Here is a 19,683-nt window from a genome sequence, read left to right as displayed (position 1 = left end):
AACTAATATTCCTCCAGCAGCTCCGATTTGTTTTCTTTCCTGTTAGTAAAATAAATTCCAGTCTTTTCTGTGAATACCACCCGTGCAACCGTATACAGCAGATCTATCTCAGCCGGAAGCAGCTCATACGTATGAAGTGTGAAAAAGCTTGGCTTACCGGTTCCGGAATCATAGATACGAAGTGAACTTGTCAGATCATTAATTAACTGATCCACCTCCTGAAGATACCCATATTTGGAATCGATGAGAATGATTAGATCCACCATAACCAGATTGACTCTCAGATATTCGTATGCCTTTAATACATCCTTTAAAATTCGTTCCTCATCCATAGACCTGACCATGAAAAGCAGAATCGGGTTATCTCCGGATATACCAAATTTCCATAAAAAACTCTGATTCTTAAAATTGCGTCTGATATTTTCATGAGGCCCCCGGTAAATACCTGCAGGATAAAAGATGGGACTGATCATATTCTGAAACGAATTCAGCTGTGTTCTGGTAACTTCCAGATACTTTAATTCCAGGTTGCTCTGAAGCCGGAATTTCTCCAGAATATCATCAATCCGGTAGCTTACATTCAGCTCCTCCGCAATTTTTACAGCCTCTTTTTTACTGCTGCATACACCCGTAATAAAAGATATGCATGCAGATTCTCCTGCTCCAATACTCAGTTGTCCCCGCAGACTCATAATCGGATCGTTGCAAAAACCAGAATCATTAAAAAAGGCAATGCTGTTAACCACGGAATCAGGATTTTCCAGCGTATTATTTCTGCCTATAAACCGTTTTCTGTCATTTTCAAATTCGATTTTCTTACATAACCTGGCATCAGTTCTTGCCATATGCATTACATACGGATTGTTTTGCTCTTTCCTCTGCCGCCTTTTCGCCAGAATGATATCCTGATCCTTTAAATACTCCGTTTCAAGAAAAAGCTTATTAAACGCCGGATGGCTGATTTCAGCCATATGGGTGTCGTTTACCACTTCCATATAACTGGTCACTTCCAGTTGTCTTTCCTCATTTCCATGATTAGTTAAAGTGATTTTGCGAACTTCAAAATTGTGATCTGCATCCAGACTCACAATCATATGCGTTGTGATATCCCCATCCTTTCGTTTAAATTCCGCCTGGTGAGGACTGAATACCACCTGGTAATCCTCCGGCTCCGTACTGGTGGGATGATAGGCAGCGCTCCAGTATTTCCCCTGTTTCATATCCTTAATATAGATATAATGGCCTGTATTTGCATAAATATCTGATCTCCAGCGGTAAAGCATACGGTCCTCATATTTGCTGAAACCATCTCCATCTGAAGTAATCATCAGGGAATACTTCCCGTTTGAAAGATAATTTACAACTGGTGGGTTTACACCTGTATGACTGATATACCGGTTGCTGTAACGGTCTTCTGTAAAAAGAGTCTTCCCAATTTTAATCGTATATCCCTGTTTTGCAATGGAGATCAAATAAGACTGGCGTTTTTCTTCCAGTAAAACTTCAGCAGCCTTTATCATCATCTCCGCATGAAACCGTTCCCTGAGAATTCCTTCATTCAGGTAATTGTTAATGGCAGCCAGATTCATCCCCTGATGATGCGCCATATAAGATTTTACAATACAATAAGGTGTCAGTTCAACAGAATTCGGCACATTGAAATCAACCGACTCATAGAAACCGTAATCGCCAAAGGCTCCTAATTCTTTCAGCCTCCTTAAATTGCTCATACATTCCTTTTCTGCCGTATCCAGTGCCAGTATGGCTGCATAAGGAGCAACCACCAGGTAATTTTTGCGGACCGGCTGAAGTCTTATCTTTGGTACACCAAATGCTTTATACTGGTAATTCGCATTTAAATCAAAGCGGTAATATTGGGATTCTGATATCCCCCAGGGAATTCCTGCCTCTTTTGCATACTTCATCTGCTGTAGTACCGCTGCCCGAAAGGTCTCCTGATAGACAGAACCTTCATATTCTTTCAGTACAAGACATGGCATCAGATATTCAAACATTGTACCGCTCCAGGATACAAAGCAGGGAATTCCTTTCACGATAGTCAGCGGTCTTCCCAGTTTATACCAGTGCTTTAACGGCACCTCTCCCATGGCTATCGCAAGAAGGCTTGTAAGGGAAGACTCCGATGCCATCAGGTCATAGCAGCCGTCATCCAGTTTATGGGAGGATACGTGATATCCAATATGAAACAGCATTCTCTTTTCATTGAATAAGAACTTAAAATCAACATTGGCTAACATGCTGTCTATTTTACTGGATAATGTTTCAATCCGGTCAATCATACTGTTTGCATATTTATTATCTTCTGACGCTATGCGGCGTAATGTTGGATAAGAAGAAAAACTTTCATCTTTCAGCCTGAGAGCCGCAGTCTCATTTACAATACTGTCGATCAGGTTTATCAAATGTCTGGTCAGGCGGTAATGAGACGGGGGTTTGAGTTCTTTCTCGTTTAGATCTTCCCAGATATCTGCCAGATCTTCTGTCAGTTCTCCTATCTTCTGGTATCCGGTCCGAAGCCCATGCCCGCTTAAACTGCCTGTTTCACGCTTTATCTCCTCACTGCTGTTTACAATTGCTGCCCTGAGTTCCGACAAGAGGCAATCGGGATAGACCGGCTTTTCAATCTGTTCCAGAAGACCGTTTTTAAGGGCAATCATATGTCCCCAGAAATTACCGCTGTCCACCGTTGATATATAAGCGGGATTTAGCACCTCCAACGTCTGGATATGATACCAGTTATAGAGGTGTCCCTTCCATTTTTCCATTTTCTGAACTGTCTCCATCAGGTTTTCGGCTGACTCCACTGTAGAGCTTAAGGTTTCAAACCCAAGATCCCTGGCCGAAAGAATTGACAGAAACTGAAGCCCGATATTGGTGGGTGATGTTTTATCACTGACTTTTTCAGCCTTTGATACCTTATAATTATCCGGACAGAGCCAGTTGTTTTCCTTTGTGGAAAGTTCTTTAAAAAACTGCCAGGTTTTGCGTGCAGTATTTAAGAGCAGCTCTTTATCCTCTGCCTTATCTCTCTGATATAGTCTCTTTTCCGGCTGACTGATCTGATAAGCAATTTCAAAAGAGAAAAACCAGTCCGCCATGAGGAGTACTGTTAAAATCATTCCAGCCAGAGGCAGATTCCCCAATAATAAAGGAAATAAAAGGCAAAGCGCAGGGAGCAGAGAACTCCACATAGTAATAAAATAACCTTTCCGGGTATTAATGACAGAAGCATCCACTGCTTCTGCCGTATTCCATCGGAGCAGATTTTTTTTGCTGATCAAAATCCGGTACAGTGTTCTGATCATTGCATCAAGCGCAACATAAGCACGGTATGGGGTGATTGAAAACTCCAGAAAAGCTCTTGTAACCATCACAGCCAGTTCTTTTAAAAATCCTTTATACACAAATGCAAGCTTTGGGCGAATGAGCTTGCGGGTAATTACAGCACACAGCAGAATAACCAGGTGAAACAGATCATGAAAGAATACCAGAGGGAGCCAGAGATAAAACGCTTCTGGCATCCATATCAGATTCAGCAATACAAACAACGTCTTGCTGAATGGAACCAGGCTTCTTCTCAGATTATCAAAGATCTTCCATCTCGATAACGGACTTAAGCTTCTTCCATCTGATGTCTTTTTCATAAAAAGCCATGGCAGTAACTGCCAGTCTCCCCGCAGCCAGCGGTGCTCCCTTTTTGTAAAGGATAAAACACTGTTGGGGAAATTATCCATAATTTTGGCAGTACTGGAAAAAGCCGTCCGTGCATAGCAGCTCTCAAACAGATCATGGCTGAGTATCCGGTTTTCCGGCACCTTATTATGAAGCACTGTACTAAATGCCTTCCTATCGTAGATCCCCTTCCCTATATAGATTCCTTCATTAAAAATATCCTGGTAAATATCTGATATTACGGTACCGTAATGGGCAAGTCCCGATTCTCCCCCAAAGATTTTCGTAAATCTGCTGCTATTCCTGTCAGGGATATGATTTCGAACCGAAGGCTGAATAATGACATATCCCTCTTCCACTCTTTGACCGGTGGAATTAAGAACCGGTCTGTTAAGGGGATGATCTATTAACCCTACCAGTTTGGAGGCATTGTCACGAATCAGATTCGTATCTGCATCCAGTGTTATTACATAACGAAACGTAGTAAGAAACGCTTCGTCACAATAAATGGCGGAAAAGGTGGTATTTACTTTTCCAGTCCCGTCTAAGAGATTGTTAAACTCTTCCAGTTTTCCTCTCTTTCGCTCCCAGCCCATATAACAGTTCTCTGCCTTATTCCATTTACGGCAGCGAAAGAACAGGGAAAAGCGCTGGTGCTCTGACGGATAGAGTTCATTTAGTTCTTTCATGCGTATAGTAAGTGCATTTAAGATTGCTTCATCCTTTGGCATGAACTGTTCCTTTGAGTCTTCATAATCAAGAAGCAGTGCAAAGAAAAGGTTAGGCTGACGGTTAGCAAGATAATGCTTTTGCAGACGCTCCATGTATTCCAGTCCCTGTTCTTTTGAAGAAACGATAACCGGCATGACCACAAAGGTTCTGGCATCATCTGGTATTTCTGACAGATAGTCAAGTGCAGGAATTTTCCTGACTGTTATTCTTCTGGTAAATATAAAATTAATTATTTCCATTGCGATGCCGGTTAACAGCGGTAAGGCTGCAAGGAGGATAATAGCAGACCGTCCGTTTGACTGTATACCACCAAGCGTGCGAAACGCATAAAACAGGCAGGCCCCCAGTCCTATAAGCATAAGAAACAGGGACAGGAAGTAAACAAACCCTTTGACATTCCATTTTTTCTTAATCCTGCCTGGAATGGGTCTTCCCAATGCCTTTGCTTTCAGAAGAGGATAACCCTTTCCTAACAAATAGGCACCAACATGATGAGAACAATACAGATCGTCCCTCCCCTGAATTGCCAGCTCCAGACAGTCTTTCGCTATCTTTTCTTCCATCAGCCGGTAACGGAGCGATAATTTAACGATGATACCACGGTACATGCCTCTGGATTCCAGATCCATTTTTGTATAAACGCCTGCCGGATCCTGGGACAAAATCTGCTCCAGACAGGAATATTTCTCAAAAAACGTTTCCTCATCCACTTCATTGATGTCCCTTAAACTGACAATCAGAGTCCTGATATTTGTCTCAAGAAAAGACTGGATCTTTCCTTCTTCCTGAAACACGGAGGAAGTTTTTACCTGTCTGTCCCTGGAAGCAAAATGATATTCCAGATATTTTTGTATGGAAGCTTCATCAAAGGACATATTTCTCATCAGATAGATGACATGAGCGTGGAAGGAATAGTGAGACTTCAGACTGTCATCTATTTTGCAAAGCAGTGCAGATAAATCGGCCGTTCCCTGTCTGCGGTCCAGCTTCTCACGAAGAAACATCTCTGCCCTTGATTTTACTTCAATCATATGAAGTATCTCTTTTGCTACTACAATAATTTCTTCCAGGACACAAAAACCCAGCATTTCAGGCAGAACCCAGATCTCCTTGTCCGTAAGTGCTATCTTCTGCTGATAAGCTGACAGCATCACGGAAATATTTTCTTCACTTAAATGTCCGCCGGAAAGAGCCACCATCTTCTTAGCTACAACATAGATCCGTGGAAAGTTATGGTATTCCTTTCCCTTCAGAATCGGCAATACAGCATAGCTTGTGCCGGATGTACGGACTTTTTTAATTTCCCGGTACATCATCTGAAAGTTATCGTAAAGCCAGCGTGCAGCAGGGATCAGGGAGATGAGACCTGGAGACAACGCTGAAATAGTGTCTCTGATCTTATTAAGCTCTTTATAGGCAGCCTGATTATAATCATTCAGAACAAAGCTGTTCCCAGTCAGTCTGACCTGGCTGTGACCCTCTGCCAGATCAAGCATCTGCTTTTCCCATTCACTGGGTCCCGGTTTATCTCCTTTTCCCTGAAAACATGCCGGGAACCGCACCTTCTTATCAAAATGATATAACCGGTAATACAGGATAATCAGTACCAGACAAATTATTATACTTAGTATTAATAATATGACCGGAAGAAATGGTGAATTTATATTAAAATTAATTTTATCCAGCAGGATCTGCAAAGCAAGCCCCTCCTTATGCCTTTTTTCCATAAAAAATATCGCAATATTATATTGTGGCATTTTTCAAGGTTTTTATTAATATTCTGCCAGATTTATTAAATTCTTTTTGTAGCAGTCACAAGCAGCTGCCTGAAACTGGTACTCTAAAAAAGATAAAGAGCATTGACAGACAAGCATCTGACTAAAGAAAATGATATTATATAATCAGTAAAATTAACAAATACAGCACATGAAAAAGGAGATTCTAAAATGCATGCATGGGAAGCAATTCAGACAGCAGTTGATTACATTGAAGACCATTTAAAAGACGAAATTGATACAGCAACGCTGGCAGAAACTGTTGGTTTGTCACCATTCTATTTCCAGCGGCTTTTCGCCAGATTGGTAAACAAAACAGTGGGTGAATATGAGAAGATGCGCCGTTTAGCCAGGGCAGCAAAGGACTTGGAGATAACGGATAAAAGAATTCTGGAAATTGCATTGGATTACGGCTTCTCAAATCATGCTAATTTTACAAGGGCATTTAAAAAAGCCTATGGGATTACTCCTGATGAATACCGAAAAACATTACCACTTTTAAATACTGTTATAAAGCCTGAATTAGGCATGAATTATGTCGTGATAGATGAAGGTATTCCCTTGATTGTGGACGATATCGTGCTGGAAATCAACAGAAAACGACTAAATCAAAAAGAAATTTACTTTGGCTTGAAGGCGGAAGTTCCTGTCTCCCAACAAACACCTGTAGGAGAAAGCACAGGCGTTGATATTCCGGGGCAGCTTTGGAAACAGTTCCATAATAAAAAAAAATTGATAGAAAACTATCTTGTGCCAGAAGCAGAACTGGGGATGTCTTATGCAGGTAATACCCAGAATGGAACATTTTCTTATTTTACAGGGTGTTTAGCTAAAACTGTTACTGAAATTTTTCATCACAGCTTTGTACGGCAGGAACTGTCACCAGGTGAATATATTGTCTGCTCCATAGAAGCAGAATCTCATGAAAAACTGGTGACCGTTGCGCTGGATCAGGCTCTCAGATATCTTTTTAATATATGGCTGCCCCGTCACAATCTGATAACACAGCCTTTCTCAGCAGAAAAATACTATCCTGTATCTGAAAACATCTATCGGATGGAAATTTGGCTGATGCTTTGATTTCCTAATTAAGACTCTGGACGTGTATAATAGAGGGCCCTCTATGATTGAATATATATCATAGAAGGCTCTCTTCTCTGGCTTCTTCTTCAAAACTCCTCCACGGAAAATACGGTAAGGCCCATATGTTTTCTCATCATATAAATCCCAGCACCATTCCCAGGAGTTTCCAAGCATATCGTACAATCCCAATTTATTTGGCTTTTTTAGTCCCGCCTCATGAATCCTGTCCTCTGAATTGTCACTATACCAGGCAATATCGCTCATTTTAACTCCTATTTATCAGTATAAACCTTATCTTTGTAAAATTACACACGACTTAAAATCTCAATCGCGTCATTCACAGACGGGGAAAAGAATATATCTTTTCCTTTGTTGCTTTCATACATAAAATCCCTGAGAGACTTACTTGTATAGGTTGTAAAATCACCAATAATAGCAACTTTAATATTATAATTAACAAATTTCTGCAATATTTCCCCGGCAAGGCGTGTTTTTAAAACTAATTTGTGTTTCATTTGTGCTAAATTCAACAATCTGCTCTTTGTCTGTATATTCCTTATTTTTATCCATAAAGGAGCGCAAATCATCATGAGAAATTCTCCATTGTTTTCCAACTTTAACAGCTCTTAGTTTACCTTCAGTTATGAAATTCCTTATAGTTTTATGATGCATGTCCAGAATTTCTGCAACTTGGTTAATAAGTTAATAAGGGGCGAATCTTCGCCCCTCTCCGGTAAATCCATTATTCGCAGGCATATCAGACCTGACTATAAACACTCTGTTTCTTAAAAAATCCCCCCATTTTCCATATCAGTCTTATTTACAAAATCCATGTGGTATAATTTTTCCCAATGGTTAATATTTAATGTTCCCTTTGTAAGATGGATTGCTAAATAGCAGCAATTTTCGTCTTTTTCATTATTGGCCATGTCATACCACTCTGCAAAAGCTGTGCGCAGTTTTGTTCTTATTTCAGCATTTTTCGGGTCAAGTACCCATCCAAGATTTTCAGCGACTCCATTAGCAGTAAACATCTCTAAACATCCTGCAACCGAAACCTCCTGGTTTTCAGCAATTTGCTGCATTTTGTTTGATTTGGCATTTGTAACAACATAGAATGTACAATCTTCATAATAGGCATCTACACTGCGGACAACAGGGCGGGGTTTCCCGTCTATACCCGGCTCACGTGCAATTGTGGCAAGCGATATCACATTGTCCTTACCATTTCCAAATTGTTCTTCCAGTAATTTCAATCCTTCCTGGTACATACTCATATTCTTTTCCTCCATTATTCATGATATATCAACCTCGTTTCTTAAACGGAATCCATAACTCCGTATAAACGACGTCAGATTTGCTTTTATAATATATTTCGGGAAAAAATCCGTCAGCTGTTAAACCATGTTTTTTCAACCAAAACCGGGTGTATTTCATTGCCTTCCCCATACCAACTACCATATGCTGGTTGTTTTCTGATTCAAATCCGCAGACCACATATTCCCTTGCAGGCAGCTGCCAATTAAATAAGTTATGATCTTTCTCATCCTTTTCAATTTCAGTACCAACAAAATAACTGGAATAACCTTCTGGCGCATCCCCTTTATAAGAAACGCCAATACGACGCCCTTCCGGAATATACGGGATACCTGAAAGCTCCCTGTAAAATCTGTCCCAGATATCACCAATCGTATCAACCCCGGTTTTTTCTCCAAGCATTTTGCCGGAACGGAACGGATAATACCCTAATACACCAAGAAAGTTAATTGGCTTTTCCAGATATTTACGGTTCATTTCCAGAACTAATCCATCAATAATCAGAGGTGCCCCTTCATTAATAACAATATAGCTGAGCAATAAATCAGGCTTTTCAAAATTTTGCAGACTGATATTCCTGTTCCGGTACTCAGATGGTGTAATCCCGTAAGTTTTCGTGAAAGAACGTGTATAAGATACGTGACTTCCAAAACCGTAATTCATCGCAATGTCAATAATACGGTTTTCTTTATCACGCAGCATTTCTGTTGATTTTGCCAAACGGCGCAGCTTAATATAATCCCGGACCGAAGTTTTTACCAACCGTGTGAATAATCTCTGATAATAAAACGTTGACAGCCCTGCAATTTCTGCCAGTGTGCCGATTTCAATTTCTTCACCAAGATTTTCTTCAATATGATTCAAAGTTTTTTGTATGGATTCCCATGCGTGCATATTGATTACCTCACTCCAAACAATTTACCACAGACGGAGGAAAAATGCTTAACCGTATCTGCTCTTTTTATCCAATCAATGTTTATTTTAATTTATCAAAAGGCTGTTAATATTGCAATAATTATTGTACTACAAGATTGGCAACTTACATCAACGTATGATATGCTAATCTTTAAGATATAAAGTTTAGGAGGATTTAAAATGCAATACGGACCAGACCCCAATGCCATATATCCAAATGAGGCAATTAAAAGTCTATGTTATATTAAAAATGTCGTAACACGCCCCAATATAATGATTGGAGATTACACATATTACGATGACATAAACGGAGCTGAGAAATTTGAAGAACACGTGACACATCACTATGAATTTATTGGTGACAAGCTCATCATCGGAAAATTTTGTGCCATAGCAAAGGGAATTGAATTTATAATGAATGGTGCAAATCATAGAATGCACAGCGTTACTACCTATCCCTTTAATATTATGGGAAACGGCTGGGAAAAAGCAGCACCAGCATTGGCAGACCTGCCCCTGAAAGGGGATACAGTCGTTGGCAATGATGTATGGATAGGCCAGAATGTTACCATAATGCCGGGTGTTCATATTGGAGACGGAGCTATTATCGCTGCCAATTCTGTTGTAACAAAAGATATACCTGCTTACCATATTGCAGGCGGAAACCCGTGCAGAACACTGAAAAAAAGGTTTGATGATGACCTTATTGAACATCTTCTCACGATTAAATGGTGGGATTGGCCTGTAAAGAAAATATTTGATCATCTTGATGTTCTATGCAGCGGAGACCTGAAAGAAATCACTGAAATAAAACCAATTCAAGAATGAGTGTAACTTAGAGGCTTAAACGAACAGCCCCGACTTCTTTATAACCGGGGCTGTTCGTTAATCAAAGCCATAAATTAGCGTTTGTATGTATTATAAAAAATGGTATGCTCAACAGGATACTTTTCATAGTGCATCTTACTGGGCTCCACTTCATCGTCCGGATAACCTACAGGCATGATGCCAAGTATTTCGTAATGATCAGGGATATCAAAATTCTTTCTTAGCAATTCAGGATTAAACAGTCCCACCCATACACTGCCAAGCCCCAAATTATACGCTTCCAGCATCATTTGGGTTAATGCGATGCTGGCATCCACCTCACCATATGGCCGTTGATCTCCATAATGATTGTGATGTTCGGCTTGTTTGTCATAGCAAACCAGAAATAACAGCTTTGCTTGAAAATGGCAAGGTGTACATTCCTGCATTTTTGCAATCCCTTCATCACTGTTTACAACTAAAATTCTTTGTGGCTGGTGATTTCCTGCTGTAGGTGCTAACCTTCCTGCTTCCAGGATCTTATTCAATTTTTCTTTCTCAACCAACTGATCCTTATACTTGCGTACAGAATATCTCTTTCTAAGTACATCTTCATAATCCATAATAATTCCTCCAGGTTGATTTCAATTTTATAAAAATATGATACAATATCTGAATACCAAATATAAGTACGCACTTTTTTGTGCCCTAATATAGGAAAGGAATAATCATGAAAGATCAGGATAATAATATGAAACCTTATTTTTATGAAAAATGTCCGGTTATCCGCGCTTTAGATATTTTAGGGGGGAAATGGCGATTAGCTATCATATGGGAACTCTCTCGTTATGACAGCATGCGCTACAATGAGCTTAAACGTCACTTGTGTGGAATTACAAACATTATGCTGACACGGTCTCTTCAGGCACTTGAACAGCATGATCTGATTACCAGAAAAGAAATATGCCAGATTCCACCACATGTTGAATATTCTATTACTAAAAGATGTGAAGCGCTTCTTCCTGCTTTAGAAATAATTAATGAATGGGGTAAACTTCCTGATTGGCTGTTACCATCAATATTGGAATATTCTCTCCCACCCCGCGTAATTGCTCACAAAATTTATAACCATCCATACGAGGCATCATTAAATCCAGAATAATTAAATCAAATCGCTGCGTTTCCATCCTGTCCAGTGCATCAAGACCATCTTTCGCAGTATATGGGTTGTAGCCGCCGCGCTTTAGTACGGCGCACATTAGTTTTTGGGTATTAATATCATCTTCGACAATTAAAATATCAAACACAATAGCTCACCTCCGTTATAAGTATTATATCATCTCCAAAGTAAACTGAACATCAACTAAATCCTGAATAAAGTTGATGTTTAGTTGATGTTTTCAATTTATAGTTCATTATAGCGTTAATTTAAATAAAAACGCAAAAAGAAATTCACAAAAGGAGTGTATAAAATGGAAAAATTAAGTGGTGACGGCTCCGCTGCAATACAGTTGGAGAATCTCTCAAAAAATTTTGGTGATTACCATGCCGTCAGTAATCTTTCACTTGAGGTAAAGGGCGGTGAAATATTCGGTTTTCTTGGATTGAACGGAGCAGGCAAATCAACCACAATTAAAATGATGCTGTCATTGCTCAGACCTTCCTCCGGAAGTATCTATATGCTGGGGAATAAAGTTGATTCGGGAGCTCACAAGCTGTGGGAACAAGTTGGATATCTGGAGGAAGCCACTTATTATCCAGGTCTTACTGTAATGGAAAATTTAGATATTGCCCGCAGACTGCAAATGATATCGGACCGTCAATCCGTAACCCGGGTAATACAAAAGCTGGGATTAGAAGTCCATAAAAATAAGAAAGCGAAAAATCTTTCTCTGGGAAACAAACAGCGGTTAGCGTTAGCGAAAGCAATGATTCACAATCCAAAGATTCTTATTTTGGATGAACCGATCAACGGCCTTGATCCTGCTGGCGTTGTGGAAATCCGGTCTATGCTTCTCGAATTATCAAGAAGTTTCGGAGTTACTGTTTTTATATCCAGTCATCAGCTGGAAGAACTTTCAAAACTGGTAGACCGAATTGGAATCATACAGGAAGGGCGGTTAATCCAGGAAATTAAAATGGCACATCTGGAGCAGTCATTACAAAAACACCTGGTTCTCAATGGACACAATAAGAGCGCAATGGAACGTATACTTAATGAACACGGATACCTTTTTGAGAAAACCAAAGACGGACGCCTGCTTCTTTCGGAAGACTCTGCAATTGAAAAACCGGAAAGACTGGCTGAACTGTTGGTTCGTTCTGGACAGCCCCCAACACAGCTGAACATCGTTACCGAAGATCTGGAAGGTTATTTTTTACGGATGATTCAAAATACAAGGAGGATACAAAAATGAAACTATTGTCAATTTTACATTGCGAAGCCCTTAAAGTATTGCGTTCAAGTGTTTTTTGGATTGTTGTCATCTCTTTTGCAGCGATGCCGATTATGATTGGTTTCGTATCATATAACAATGTTCCTGATACCGGCTGGGAACCTTATCTGACAGATTTGCTTGGTTCAATCACTGCTATTTTAATGATCGGATTCTCTTTTACCTCATGTTGGGTATTCGGACGGGAATATGCAGATAAAACAATCAGTGAATTGCTGGTGAAACCAGTATCCAGACTTTATGCAGTACTTTCAAAATTCATCATAATTTTTCTCTGGGATATCATGATGGCCTTTTTCATGTTTACGGTTGTATTTATTTTGGGGATCTTTATCGGACTAAAAGGCGGTTCATGGCCGCTGATCGTGAATAGCTTCCTTACTTATTTGGCAGCATCACTGGCGACTATGGTTGTCAGTACAATAAGTGCCCTGCTGGCAAATGTCAGTAAGGGATATTTAGCACCGATCGGACTTGCATTCCTTACTGTAATCATTTCCAATGTGGTCGCAACGGCTGGGTTTTCCTCTTACTTTCCCTGGACAATTCCGTCATTATTACTATCCGGTATTCCGCTTGGTACCGCCAGCATCACTATACTCGCTGTCACAGGAATAATAGGTTTTGCCGGAACGATCGCATGGTGGAGGTTCGCTGAACAGCAATAGGTTTAATCAACGGTTTGATTATAGAAAATAGAACCTGACAACATCGTGTCAGGTTCTATTTTCACTCCGGCAGAACTGATTTATTAAGTTATGCTCAATTAATTATTTCGCCTTTGTTTTTTGCTAAATTTTCCTGCCATTTATTTAATTGCGCAGTTGTCAGCTTGTTCCAATCTGTTTCCTCACCAATAATTCTTAAAGGTTCTTTCGAACGGTATGAACGTGTTAAATTACCCGGGAATTTTTTGTCAGTAACATTGGGATCGTTTTCATATTCACCAGTTGGTTCTATAATATAAACGCGTTCTCTTCCTTCTCCTTTTGCTAATGATGCTGCGAGCCCCGCACCATTGATATTGGCCGTAAAATAAATGTGATTCATTTGAAGTTCAGGTTTGTAATTTGAAATCCCACCCGCTGTCAGTAAATCACCAACCTTTAAATCTGCTTTCGTACCATGATAAAACGGCCCTTTATCAGAAATATTTCCTTTATATAATTCAGATAATTCATAATATCTGTTTGCATTTTCAGAGTCATGCAGCTCCTCATAGCATTCGGAAATGTTTGCGCATAATGTTGAGTATGCACTCTTTACATTATCATCATCTATATTTTGCACACACTGTAAGGATATTTTCAGCCACTTCAATTTGTCTGTAATATCCTTTTGTTGACGAGAGTAATGATAAGCTGCAATAAACTTTTCATAATCATCAGCTGCTTCAATCCATGCTTTCTGAAATATTGCTTTTGCATCATCTGCATCACCACTATCTTCTAAACTCATCCCCATCATACAGAGTTTAATAATATTGTTATTGGAATCAAATTTTATATTCATTTAATCCTACCTCCAAATTAATAAAAATACGCACAGAATGGTTAAACACACTTTAAATCCCGATAGACTTCGTTGGTCCAGCCACCAATAATTTAACTAACTGCTCTGCCATAAAATTTGGTGAGTATTTCATATCATTATTCAGCCACCATTTTATGGCTGACATATACAGCGAAGTGATCATTTCTAAAAATAAATCTTTCGAAATTAAAATATGATCTGGAAAACAAATGTCAAGCTTTTCAATCAATGCATTCTCAAATTTTTCGCTTATTCCTGACATTTCTTTATTATTTAATATTATTTTATAAAGCGTAGCATCACGTTCAATTATCTTGAGAATTGAGGTTATATTTTGTACAAAGCTGTCATATTCTAGTTTCCCCTCAATAATATGCATCTCAGGAGTCACCAGCTGCAATATATTTTTCAAAGCTTCCTCCATTGTTTGCTGCAATAGATCATATTTATCGGTATAATGAAGGTAAAAGGTTGATCGGTTTATCATTGCCCTGTCTGCAATATTATTTATTGTTATTCCGTTAAAACCCTTTATTTCCAGCAATTCTATGAACGCATCCCTTATCAGCCTGCGAGTTTTTATAATCCGTAAATCATTTTCATTAGACATTTTTACCCCCACCTTTCTATTATTTCCCACATAATCAACAATTAAAGCAGCTTCGTTGCATAAACCCCGAAATCTATTTTATCCATCATTGAACATGAAATTCGGCTCTATTATACTACTAATTGTTAAAACAAGAAAGGAGTTTTCAATATGACAAAAAAATGGACAACAAGCGATTTTCCGGTAGGACTTTATCATTTGCATAAAGACCCAAGCGTCAATTTTCAAATGAACCGATTTTACAATTGGACAAATGATAAATCTATGCTGGCTGAAATGCAAAATACCTGTAATGCAATTCATTCTTATAGTGACCTAATTAAATCGTTTATTGAGCTTGGGGAAATTTCTCTCAAAAAAAACGAAAAGTTAAAAGCGGCCTATTATTTCCGTGGTGCTGAGTTTTATATGCCTGATTCTAATCCGGACAAACAAAAGCTACGCAAACGTTTTATATCTCTTACCTGTGATTTTTATGGAATCCAGGAAAACCAGCACTCTATGATTCCTTATCAGAATGGTTATCTCTCAGCTTACCGTATATCACCTGAAAATCCGAAAAGCACCATTGTTTTTTTCGGCGGTTTCGACAGCTATATTGAAGAGTTTTTTCTGATGACTATGATTTTAAAAGATGCCGGATATGATGTTATCTGTTTTGACGGGCCAGGTCAGGGCAGTGCTTTGGAAGATTATAATTTACCAATGACACATGAATGGGAAAAACCTGTAAAATCAATTCTTGATTATTTCCGTTTGAATGATGTCACATTGATCGGTATATCACTTGGCGGCTATTTATCTTTAAGGGCTGCAGCGTATGAAAAAAGAGTGAAAAAAGTGATTGCATATGATATATTAACGGACTTTTTCGATGTATTGACTCATCAAATCAACCCTGTTTACAGAGATACCTTCAAAGACTTGATGGTACATGAAAAAATGGAAGAGATCAACACTGAACTTAAAAAGCTGGCAGAACAGAATTTAATGTTACAATGGGGTATTATGCAGGGAATGCATATAACCGGAAGTAAGTCTCCTTATGAATTTTTCCATAAAACACTTTCTTATAAAACTGAGACCTTTTCACCTCTGATAACACAGGATGTACTTCTTCTTGCCGGACAGAATGATCATTATGTCCCGATCAAACAGTTTACAGATCAGATTTTAACATTGACAAAAGTACGCTCTCTTACCGCGCGTATGTTTACTCCGGAGGAATCAGCCGATACTCATTGCCAGATTGGGAATCTGGGACTGGCGGCAGATGTAATGCTTAACTGGATTGATCAGATCCCATGAAAATTTAATTTATAAAAAACCAGAGGGATCGGGATTTATAATCTCAATGCCCCTGGTTTTTGTAACCTCTTTTAATAACATTAAACATCAGCATCTTTTGCAAATGCCTCGGTACCCATTGGCGAAATTGTGACATAAAGGCGCAAGACATTTTCGCCGCTATTTATAACCTGCAGGCTTTCCTTCCCGTCAACCTGCATTAACTCCCCCACATGCAGCAGAGTTTCATTGCCATCCGTTACCACTCTGGCTTCCCCTTCCATGACCTGCAGTAGAAGGGTAGATTCCAGATGTGTGTGTCCTGGCAGTATTTCCCCTTTTGCAATGTTCAGTACAAAAGCAATTACATTATCACTTTTAAAGATCATCCGTTTAGCGATCTTTCCCTGGGGCATATGAAAATAATCACTAAAAATAAACTTATTCATAGATAAATTCTCCTTTCAATTATGCTTAAACTTTAATATACCCCGATTGTACAAATAATAAATAATACTAAACTGTTAAAAGAATACAATATGAAAATAGTTCTATCTATCATTGGAAAAAGTGTGGATTAGTTTTCGAAGGTAACGGATGAAAATATTGGATATTCTCATGTTACATGGGATGAAGTAAAAGAAATGCAGGAATCCGGACTGATTGAAATGCAAAACCACTCCTATGGTTTGCATAAAATTTCAAAAATACGTTATGGATGCGGTCAAATAGCAAATGAGACTCAGGAGCACTATGAAGAATTTATAGCAAATGATCTGAATATGCTGCAGGAAAAATTAATGGAAGTAACAGGAAGTAATACGCAGGGCACATAATCATAGTATTGGAAAAATGATAAAAGAGGGAATGGCTACCGTGAAAGTCCCTCATAACTAAAAATCCTCCCCCTATAACAGAAGGAGGATTTTTATTGTCACATGTTATATTGAAGTGTTGGATAACAGAAACCTTTGTCCATGATCAGGAGTCCTGCTCCTCTTTGGTCTGTTTCTCTGATGAAGTTAACACAGATTCCAGAGCTTGCTGGTATTCCTTCATTTTTGACAATTGTTCCTTCAATATCCCCAGTACAAGCTCCTCTGTCTGTTTCTGTTTTTCAGGATCAGCATGCATAGCTTCTGCTTGGGCAATCAGGTCTCTTTTTGCCTCAATCTCTTTTCTGATCTTATCAGCTAAATTATCCATACTTGTGACCACCTTTCCTAATATTGTATCAATTGCGCCGGTTTTGATCTTATTCAGGCGTATAACCATTATATGCCGGGGCTTATCCAACGGTGAAATGCAAGCCGTCTCATTGTTTCTACTTGTCAATTATGCTATAATCAAAAACAGATTTATAACTATGTTGAATTAGGTACACTACCAAGAAAATATGAATTTCAAAGAGGGGTAAAAGAGGAAGCTTATGAATTGGGAGCCGTGGACAGGTTGTTATAAAGCAAGTGATGGTTGTACAAATTGTTATTTTTACGGACCATATGGGAAACGCTATGGTCAAAATACCATACAAAAAACAGATGAATTCGATTGGCCCATAAGAAGAAATGCGAAAGGAGAATATAACATCAAAGGGAATAAAATCCTTGCAACCTGTTTTGCAACTGATTTTTTTCTTCCAGAAGCAGATGAATGGCGTAAAGCTGTTTGGGCTTTCATCAAAGTAAGAACTGATATAGAATTTTTAATTTTGACAAAGCGGATTGACCGTTTCCCTGTATCTCTTCCATCTGATTGGGGCACAGGGTATGACAATGTGAATATCGGTTGTACTGTGGAAAATCAGGAATTAGCTGATTACCGGCTTCCGTTATTTTTGTCCTATCCGATAAAGCGGCGCTTTATCGCATGTGCTCCGCTTTTAGAACCGATAGATCTAATGCCATATCTTCACGGAGTGGAGCATGTGACCGTTGGTGGTGAATCCGGGCGGGAAGCTCGTGAATGTGACTATGAGTGGGTTCTTAATATCCGTGAACAATGCGTGAAAGCGAATAAAACATTCTGGTTCAAAAATACTGGCTCACTTTTTAAGCGTGAGGGCATAGTAGAAAAAATAAATCCGTTTAAACAAACGGCGAAAGCGAAAGAATTTAGTATTAATATTTTAAATGGTCAAAAATTATTTTAACCACCGCCTGTGTAATATAGCAGATGGCAGCCAGCCAAAAAAACTGGTTGGCTGCTGTGAAACTACTAAACTTAATTTACATCTTCTTTTTCAACGTTATGCATAGTAAGGAATCCGCAAATCAGGGAAACACCAAATAAAAATACCGGAAGAATTGTATTTGCCCTTAAAGTCAGGTCTCCTATGTTCCCATTCATAACTGAAAACAATAAAAATGAAGTGATAATAACTGCTCTCGATGACTTCATTAATTTTCCTATATATAAAGGGATAAATGCCAGAGTCACAGTAAGTACCGTCTTTAAAATGATCTGTAAATAAAAATTCGCGCTTAGCAGATCATAGCCCAACGGTAAGGAGGTCCCTACCCCCGAGGACAATACCAGGAGCAGACAAATAAACAGTTTTCCCAGGAAAAGAGCCGCCGCACAGAAGATCCATACTGCCATCATCTGAGACAGTATTATTTTTTTTCTTGAAATAGGATAGCAAAACATAAGGCTCTGAGTTTTATTTTTATACGCTTTGATAATAAAAGAAGACAGCATAGAGGAAGTAATAACCAAAAATACGATATTGGTAAGCAAATCTATTTGCACCTGCATATTTTCTATCTCCGGAACAGATTCTGAAATCCCCAGTTCAGCATCAATCGGAATGTAATAGCACATTGCAAAAAAGAATACTGGATGCTGCGCCGCAGATTTGCCTTCACTCTCGCAAGCACCTCTGTAAGTGAAAATGGTTTTGTAATATAATCATCTGCTCCCAGTCCCAATCCAAAAATCTTGTCCGATTCGGTATCCTTAGCAGACAGAATTATAATAGGAACCACACTTTCCTTTCTAATTCGTTTCATGACCTCCAGCCCGCTGATTATGGGCAGCATCAGATCTAATATAACCAGATCATAGGTACCGCTGAAAAATGTCTTTACCGCTTCTTCTCCGTCAAATGAGCCCTGAACTTCAAAGCCTTCCATCTGGAGAAAATCAATTAGCATTTCACTGATTTCCTTGTCATCTTCCACCAATAATATCTTCATATTTCAATTTTCCTCTCGTATATCAATTGTACCCCCCCTAGTATACCCTGCAACATCAATTGGTGCAATATATTACAATAGTAGCATCAAGTATACATACAAACCCAGGGCGGTACCCCCCAATGGCATAAAACCTCATTATATGAAGGACTGATTCCACGCATTGAGGGGAGCAGAAATTGAACGATATACGGCAAAAGCTCCTAAAGCAGCATTCCCGCTTACCTGACCGCCTGTAGGATGTTCATGGTACATAGCCTGTGGTGCAAGAATACATT

The 19,683-nt window shown here is 39.1% G+C and carries 20 protein-coding genes and 2 pseudogenes; 8 read left to right on the top strand and 14 right to left on the bottom strand.

What is annotated here, in order from left to right:
- Nucleotides 1-2: 2 nt before the first annotated feature.
- Nucleotides 3-6,122, bottom strand: a complete 6,120-nt coding sequence (locus tag CRO04_RS11545; RefSeq protein WP_166432535.1) for a glucoamylase family protein — start codon at nt 6,120-6,122, stop codon at nt 3-5.
- 249 nt (nt 6,123-6,371) lie between these two features.
- On the opposite strand from CRO04_RS11545, the gene CRO04_RS11540 reads away from it, so the two are divergent.
- A complete protein-coding gene (locus CRO04_RS11540) occupies nt 6,372-7,280 on the top strand; it encodes an AraC family transcriptional regulator (protein ID WP_097004394.1) in 909 nt (302 codons plus the stop codon).
- Here CRO04_RS11540 and CRO04_RS11535 read toward each other — a convergent pair.
- The 5 genes from CRO04_RS11535 to CRO04_RS11515 form a co-directional block, all read right to left on the bottom strand.
- Nucleotides 7,215-7,547: a formylglycine-generating enzyme family protein gene (locus CRO04_RS11535; protein WP_097004393.1), complete on the bottom strand. Its 333-nt coding sequence runs from the start codon at nt 7,545-7,547 to the stop codon at nt 7,215-7,217. The two genes, CRO04_RS11540 and CRO04_RS11535, sit on opposite strands and share 66 nt — an antisense overlap.
- 41 nt (nt 7,548-7,588) lie before the next feature.
- The gene (locus tag CRO04_RS11530) at nt 7,589-7,843 is read right to left on the bottom strand and encodes a DUF4180 domain-containing protein (protein WP_242974460.1); all 255 of its coding nucleotides are present in this window, start codon (nt 7,841-7,843) and stop codon (nt 7,589-7,591) included.
- Complete coding sequence (locus CRO04_RS27310) at nt 7,737-7,955, bottom strand: helix-turn-helix domain-containing protein (RefSeq protein ID WP_097004391.1); 219 nt, start codon at nt 7,953-7,955, stop codon at nt 7,737-7,739. Before CRO04_RS27310 ends, CRO04_RS11530 begins: the two co-directional genes overlap by 107 nt.
- A 113-nt stretch (nt 7,956-8,068) precedes the next feature.
- Nucleotides 8,069-8,560, bottom strand: coding sequence for a pyridoxamine 5'-phosphate oxidase family protein (locus CRO04_RS11520; protein WP_097004390.1), 492 nt, complete (start codon nt 8,558-8,560; stop codon nt 8,069-8,071).
- A 28-nt stretch (nt 8,561-8,588) separates the two neighbouring features.
- Nucleotides 8,589-9,494 (bottom strand): AraC family transcriptional regulator, encoded by a 906-nt coding sequence (locus CRO04_RS11515; protein WP_097004389.1) that lies wholly within the window; start codon nt 9,492-9,494, stop codon nt 8,589-8,591.
- 201 nt (nt 9,495-9,695) lie between these two features.
- Here CRO04_RS11515 and CRO04_RS11510 point away from each other — a divergent pair, with 201 nt between their 5' ends.
- Nucleotides 9,696-10,343, top strand: a complete 648-nt coding sequence (locus tag CRO04_RS11510) for a Vat family streptogramin A O-acetyltransferase (RefSeq protein WP_097004388.1) — start codon at nt 9,696-9,698, stop codon at nt 10,341-10,343.
- 74 nt (nt 10,344-10,417) lie between these two features.
- On the opposite strand, the gene CRO04_RS11505 is transcribed toward CRO04_RS11510, so the two are convergent.
- Entirely contained in the window at nt 10,418-10,945 is a 528-nt protein-coding gene (locus CRO04_RS11505; protein ID WP_097004387.1) for a nitroreductase family protein, read from the bottom strand.
- Between the two features lie 107 nt (nt 10,946-11,052).
- Here CRO04_RS11505 and CRO04_RS11500 point away from each other — a divergent pair, with 107 nt between their 5' ends.
- Nucleotides 11,053-11,484, top strand: coding sequence for a winged helix-turn-helix transcriptional regulator (locus CRO04_RS11500; protein ID WP_097004386.1), 432 nt, complete (start codon nt 11,053-11,055; stop codon nt 11,482-11,484).
- Here the strand turns inward: CRO04_RS11500 and CRO04_RS27465 are convergent.
- A pseudogene (locus CRO04_RS27465) lies at nt 11,438-11,581 on the bottom strand (response regulator); the annotation flags it as partial. The gene CRO04_RS11500 and the pseudogene CRO04_RS27465 sit on opposite strands and share 47 nt — an antisense overlap.
- A 213-nt stretch (nt 11,582-11,794) precedes the next feature.
- Between CRO04_RS27465 and CRO04_RS11490 the strand changes: the two are divergent.
- Together CRO04_RS11490 and CRO04_RS11485 are read left to right on the top strand one after the other, a co-directional pair.
- Nucleotides 11,795-12,739 (top strand): ABC transporter ATP-binding protein, encoded by a 945-nt coding sequence (locus CRO04_RS11490; protein ID WP_097004384.1) that lies wholly within the window; start codon nt 11,795-11,797, stop codon nt 12,737-12,739.
- Entirely contained in the window at nt 12,736-13,446 is a 711-nt protein-coding gene (locus CRO04_RS11485) for an ABC transporter permease (protein WP_097004383.1), read from the top strand. The genes CRO04_RS11490 and CRO04_RS11485 overlap by 4 nt, the downstream gene beginning before the upstream one ends.
- A gap of 94 nt (nt 13,447-13,540) precedes the next feature.
- On the opposite strand, the gene arr is transcribed toward CRO04_RS11485, so the two are convergent.
- Complete coding sequence (gene arr / locus CRO04_RS27460; RefSeq protein ID WP_097004382.1) at nt 13,541-14,290, bottom strand: NAD(+)--rifampin ADP-ribosyltransferase; 750 nt, start codon at nt 14,288-14,290, stop codon at nt 13,541-13,543.
- A 52-nt stretch (nt 14,291-14,342) separates the two neighbouring features.
- A complete protein-coding gene (locus CRO04_RS11475; protein ID WP_097004381.1) occupies nt 14,343-14,921 on the bottom strand; it encodes a TetR/AcrR family transcriptional regulator in 579 nt (192 codons plus the stop codon).
- Nucleotides 14,922-15,071: 150 nt separating this feature from the next.
- Here CRO04_RS11475 and CRO04_RS11470 point away from each other — a divergent pair, with 150 nt between their 5' ends.
- On the top strand, nt 15,072-16,229 hold the full coding sequence (locus tag CRO04_RS11470; protein ID WP_097004380.1) for an alpha/beta hydrolase family protein: 1,158 nt from the start codon (nt 15,072-15,074) through the stop codon (nt 16,227-16,229).
- Between the two features lie 80 nt (nt 16,230-16,309).
- On the opposite strand, the gene CRO04_RS11465 is transcribed toward CRO04_RS11470, so the two are convergent.
- Nucleotides 16,310-16,657, bottom strand: coding sequence for a cupin domain-containing protein (locus CRO04_RS11465; RefSeq protein WP_097004379.1), 348 nt, complete (start codon nt 16,655-16,657; stop codon nt 16,310-16,312).
- Nucleotides 16,658-16,813: 156 nt separating this feature from the next.
- Between CRO04_RS11465 and CRO04_RS11460 the strand changes: the two genes are divergently transcribed.
- Nucleotides 16,814-17,044 carry a polysaccharide deacetylase family protein gene (locus CRO04_RS11460; protein ID WP_278321364.1) on the top strand — a complete coding sequence of 77 codons (231 nt, stop codon included), beginning with the start codon at nt 16,814-16,816 and terminating at the stop codon, nt 17,042-17,044.
- Nucleotides 17,045-17,189: 145 nt separating this feature from the next.
- Here CRO04_RS11460 and CRO04_RS11455 read toward each other — a convergent pair whose 3' ends face one another.
- On the bottom strand, nt 17,190-17,414 hold the full coding sequence (locus CRO04_RS11455; RefSeq protein ID WP_097004377.1) for a hypothetical protein: 225 nt from the start codon (nt 17,412-17,414) through the stop codon (nt 17,190-17,192).
- 223 nt (nt 17,415-17,637) lie between these two features.
- On the opposite strand from CRO04_RS11455, the gene CRO04_RS11450 reads away from it, so the two are divergent.
- Nucleotides 17,638-18,360: a DUF5131 family protein gene (locus CRO04_RS11450; protein ID WP_097004376.1), complete on the top strand. Its 723-nt coding sequence runs from the start codon at nt 17,638-17,640 to the stop codon at nt 18,358-18,360.
- A gap of 71 nt (nt 18,361-18,431) precedes the next feature.
- On the opposite strand, the gene CRO04_RS11445 is transcribed toward CRO04_RS11450, so the two are convergent.
- Both CRO04_RS11445 and CRO04_RS11440 read right to left on the bottom strand, forming a co-directional pair.
- Nucleotides 18,432-18,965: an ABC transporter permease gene (locus CRO04_RS11445; protein WP_097004375.1), complete on the bottom strand. Its 534-nt coding sequence runs from the start codon at nt 18,963-18,965 to the stop codon at nt 18,432-18,434.
- 74 nt (nt 18,966-19,039) lie between these two features.
- A pseudogene (locus CRO04_RS11440) lies at nt 19,040-19,405 on the bottom strand (response regulator transcription factor); the annotation flags it as partial.
- Nucleotides 19,406-19,683: the final 278 nt, after the last annotated feature.

The organism is Lacrimispora amygdalina, assembly GCF_900205965.1.
In the GTDB taxonomy this organism is placed as follows: Bacteria; Bacillota; Clostridia; order Lachnospirales; family Lachnospiraceae; genus Lacrimispora; species Lacrimispora amygdalina_A.
Note: the sequence above shows the minus strand (reverse complement) of the source record. Positions and strands in the feature narration are given on the sequence as shown.

Coding starts and splice junctions, on each gene's coding strand:
- CRO04_RS11470 (WP_097004380.1), top strand. CDS start 15,072: ATGACAAAAAAATGGACAACAAGCGATTTTCCGGTAGGACTTTATCAT.
- CRO04_RS11505 (WP_097004387.1), bottom strand. CDS start 10,945: ATGGATTATGAAGATGTACTTAGAAAGAGATATTCTGTACGCAAGTAT.
- CRO04_RS27310 (WP_097004391.1), bottom strand. CDS start 7,955: ATGCATCATAAAACTATAAGGAATTTCATAACTGAAGGTAAACTAAGA.
- CRO04_RS11515 (WP_097004389.1), bottom strand. CDS start 9,494: ATGCACGCATGGGAATCCATACAAAAAACTTTGAATCATATTGAAGAA.
- CRO04_RS11490 (WP_097004384.1), top strand. CDS start 11,795: ATGGAAAAATTAAGTGGTGACGGCTCCGCTGCAATACAGTTGGAGAAT.
- CRO04_RS11535 (WP_097004393.1), bottom strand. CDS start 7,547: ATGAGCGATATTGCCTGGTATAGTGACAATTCAGAGGACAGGATTCAT.
- arr (WP_097004382.1), bottom strand. CDS start 14,290: ATGAATATAAAATTTGATTCCAATAACAATATTATTAAACTCTGTATG.
- CRO04_RS11465 (WP_097004379.1), bottom strand. CDS start 16,657: ATGAATAAGTTTATTTTTAGTGATTATTTTCATATGCCCCAGGGAAAG.
- CRO04_RS11520 (WP_097004390.1), bottom strand. CDS start 8,560: ATGAGTATGTACCAGGAAGGATTGAAATTACTGGAAGAACAATTTGGA.
- CRO04_RS11540 (WP_097004394.1), top strand. CDS start 6,372: ATGCATGCATGGGAAGCAATTCAGACAGCAGTTGATTACATTGAAGAC.
- CRO04_RS11455 (WP_097004377.1), bottom strand. CDS start 17,414: ATGGATAATTTAGCTGATAAGATCAGAAAAGAGATTGAGGCAAAAAGA.
- CRO04_RS11475 (WP_097004381.1), bottom strand. CDS start 14,921: ATGTCTAATGAAAATGATTTACGGATTATAAAAACTCGCAGGCTGATA.
- CRO04_RS11445 (WP_097004375.1), bottom strand. CDS start 18,965: ATGCAGGTGCAAATAGATTTGCTTACCAATATCGTATTTTTGGTTATT.
- CRO04_RS11450 (WP_097004376.1), top strand. CDS start 17,638: ATGAATTGGGAGCCGTGGACAGGTTGTTATAAAGCAAGTGATGGTTGT.
- CRO04_RS11485 (WP_097004383.1), top strand. CDS start 12,736: ATGAAACTATTGTCAATTTTACATTGCGAAGCCCTTAAAGTATTGCGT.
- CRO04_RS11510 (WP_097004388.1), top strand. CDS start 9,696: ATGCAATACGGACCAGACCCCAATGCCATATATCCAAATGAGGCAATT.
- CRO04_RS11500 (WP_097004386.1), top strand. CDS start 11,053: ATGAAAGATCAGGATAATAATATGAAACCTTATTTTTATGAAAAATGT.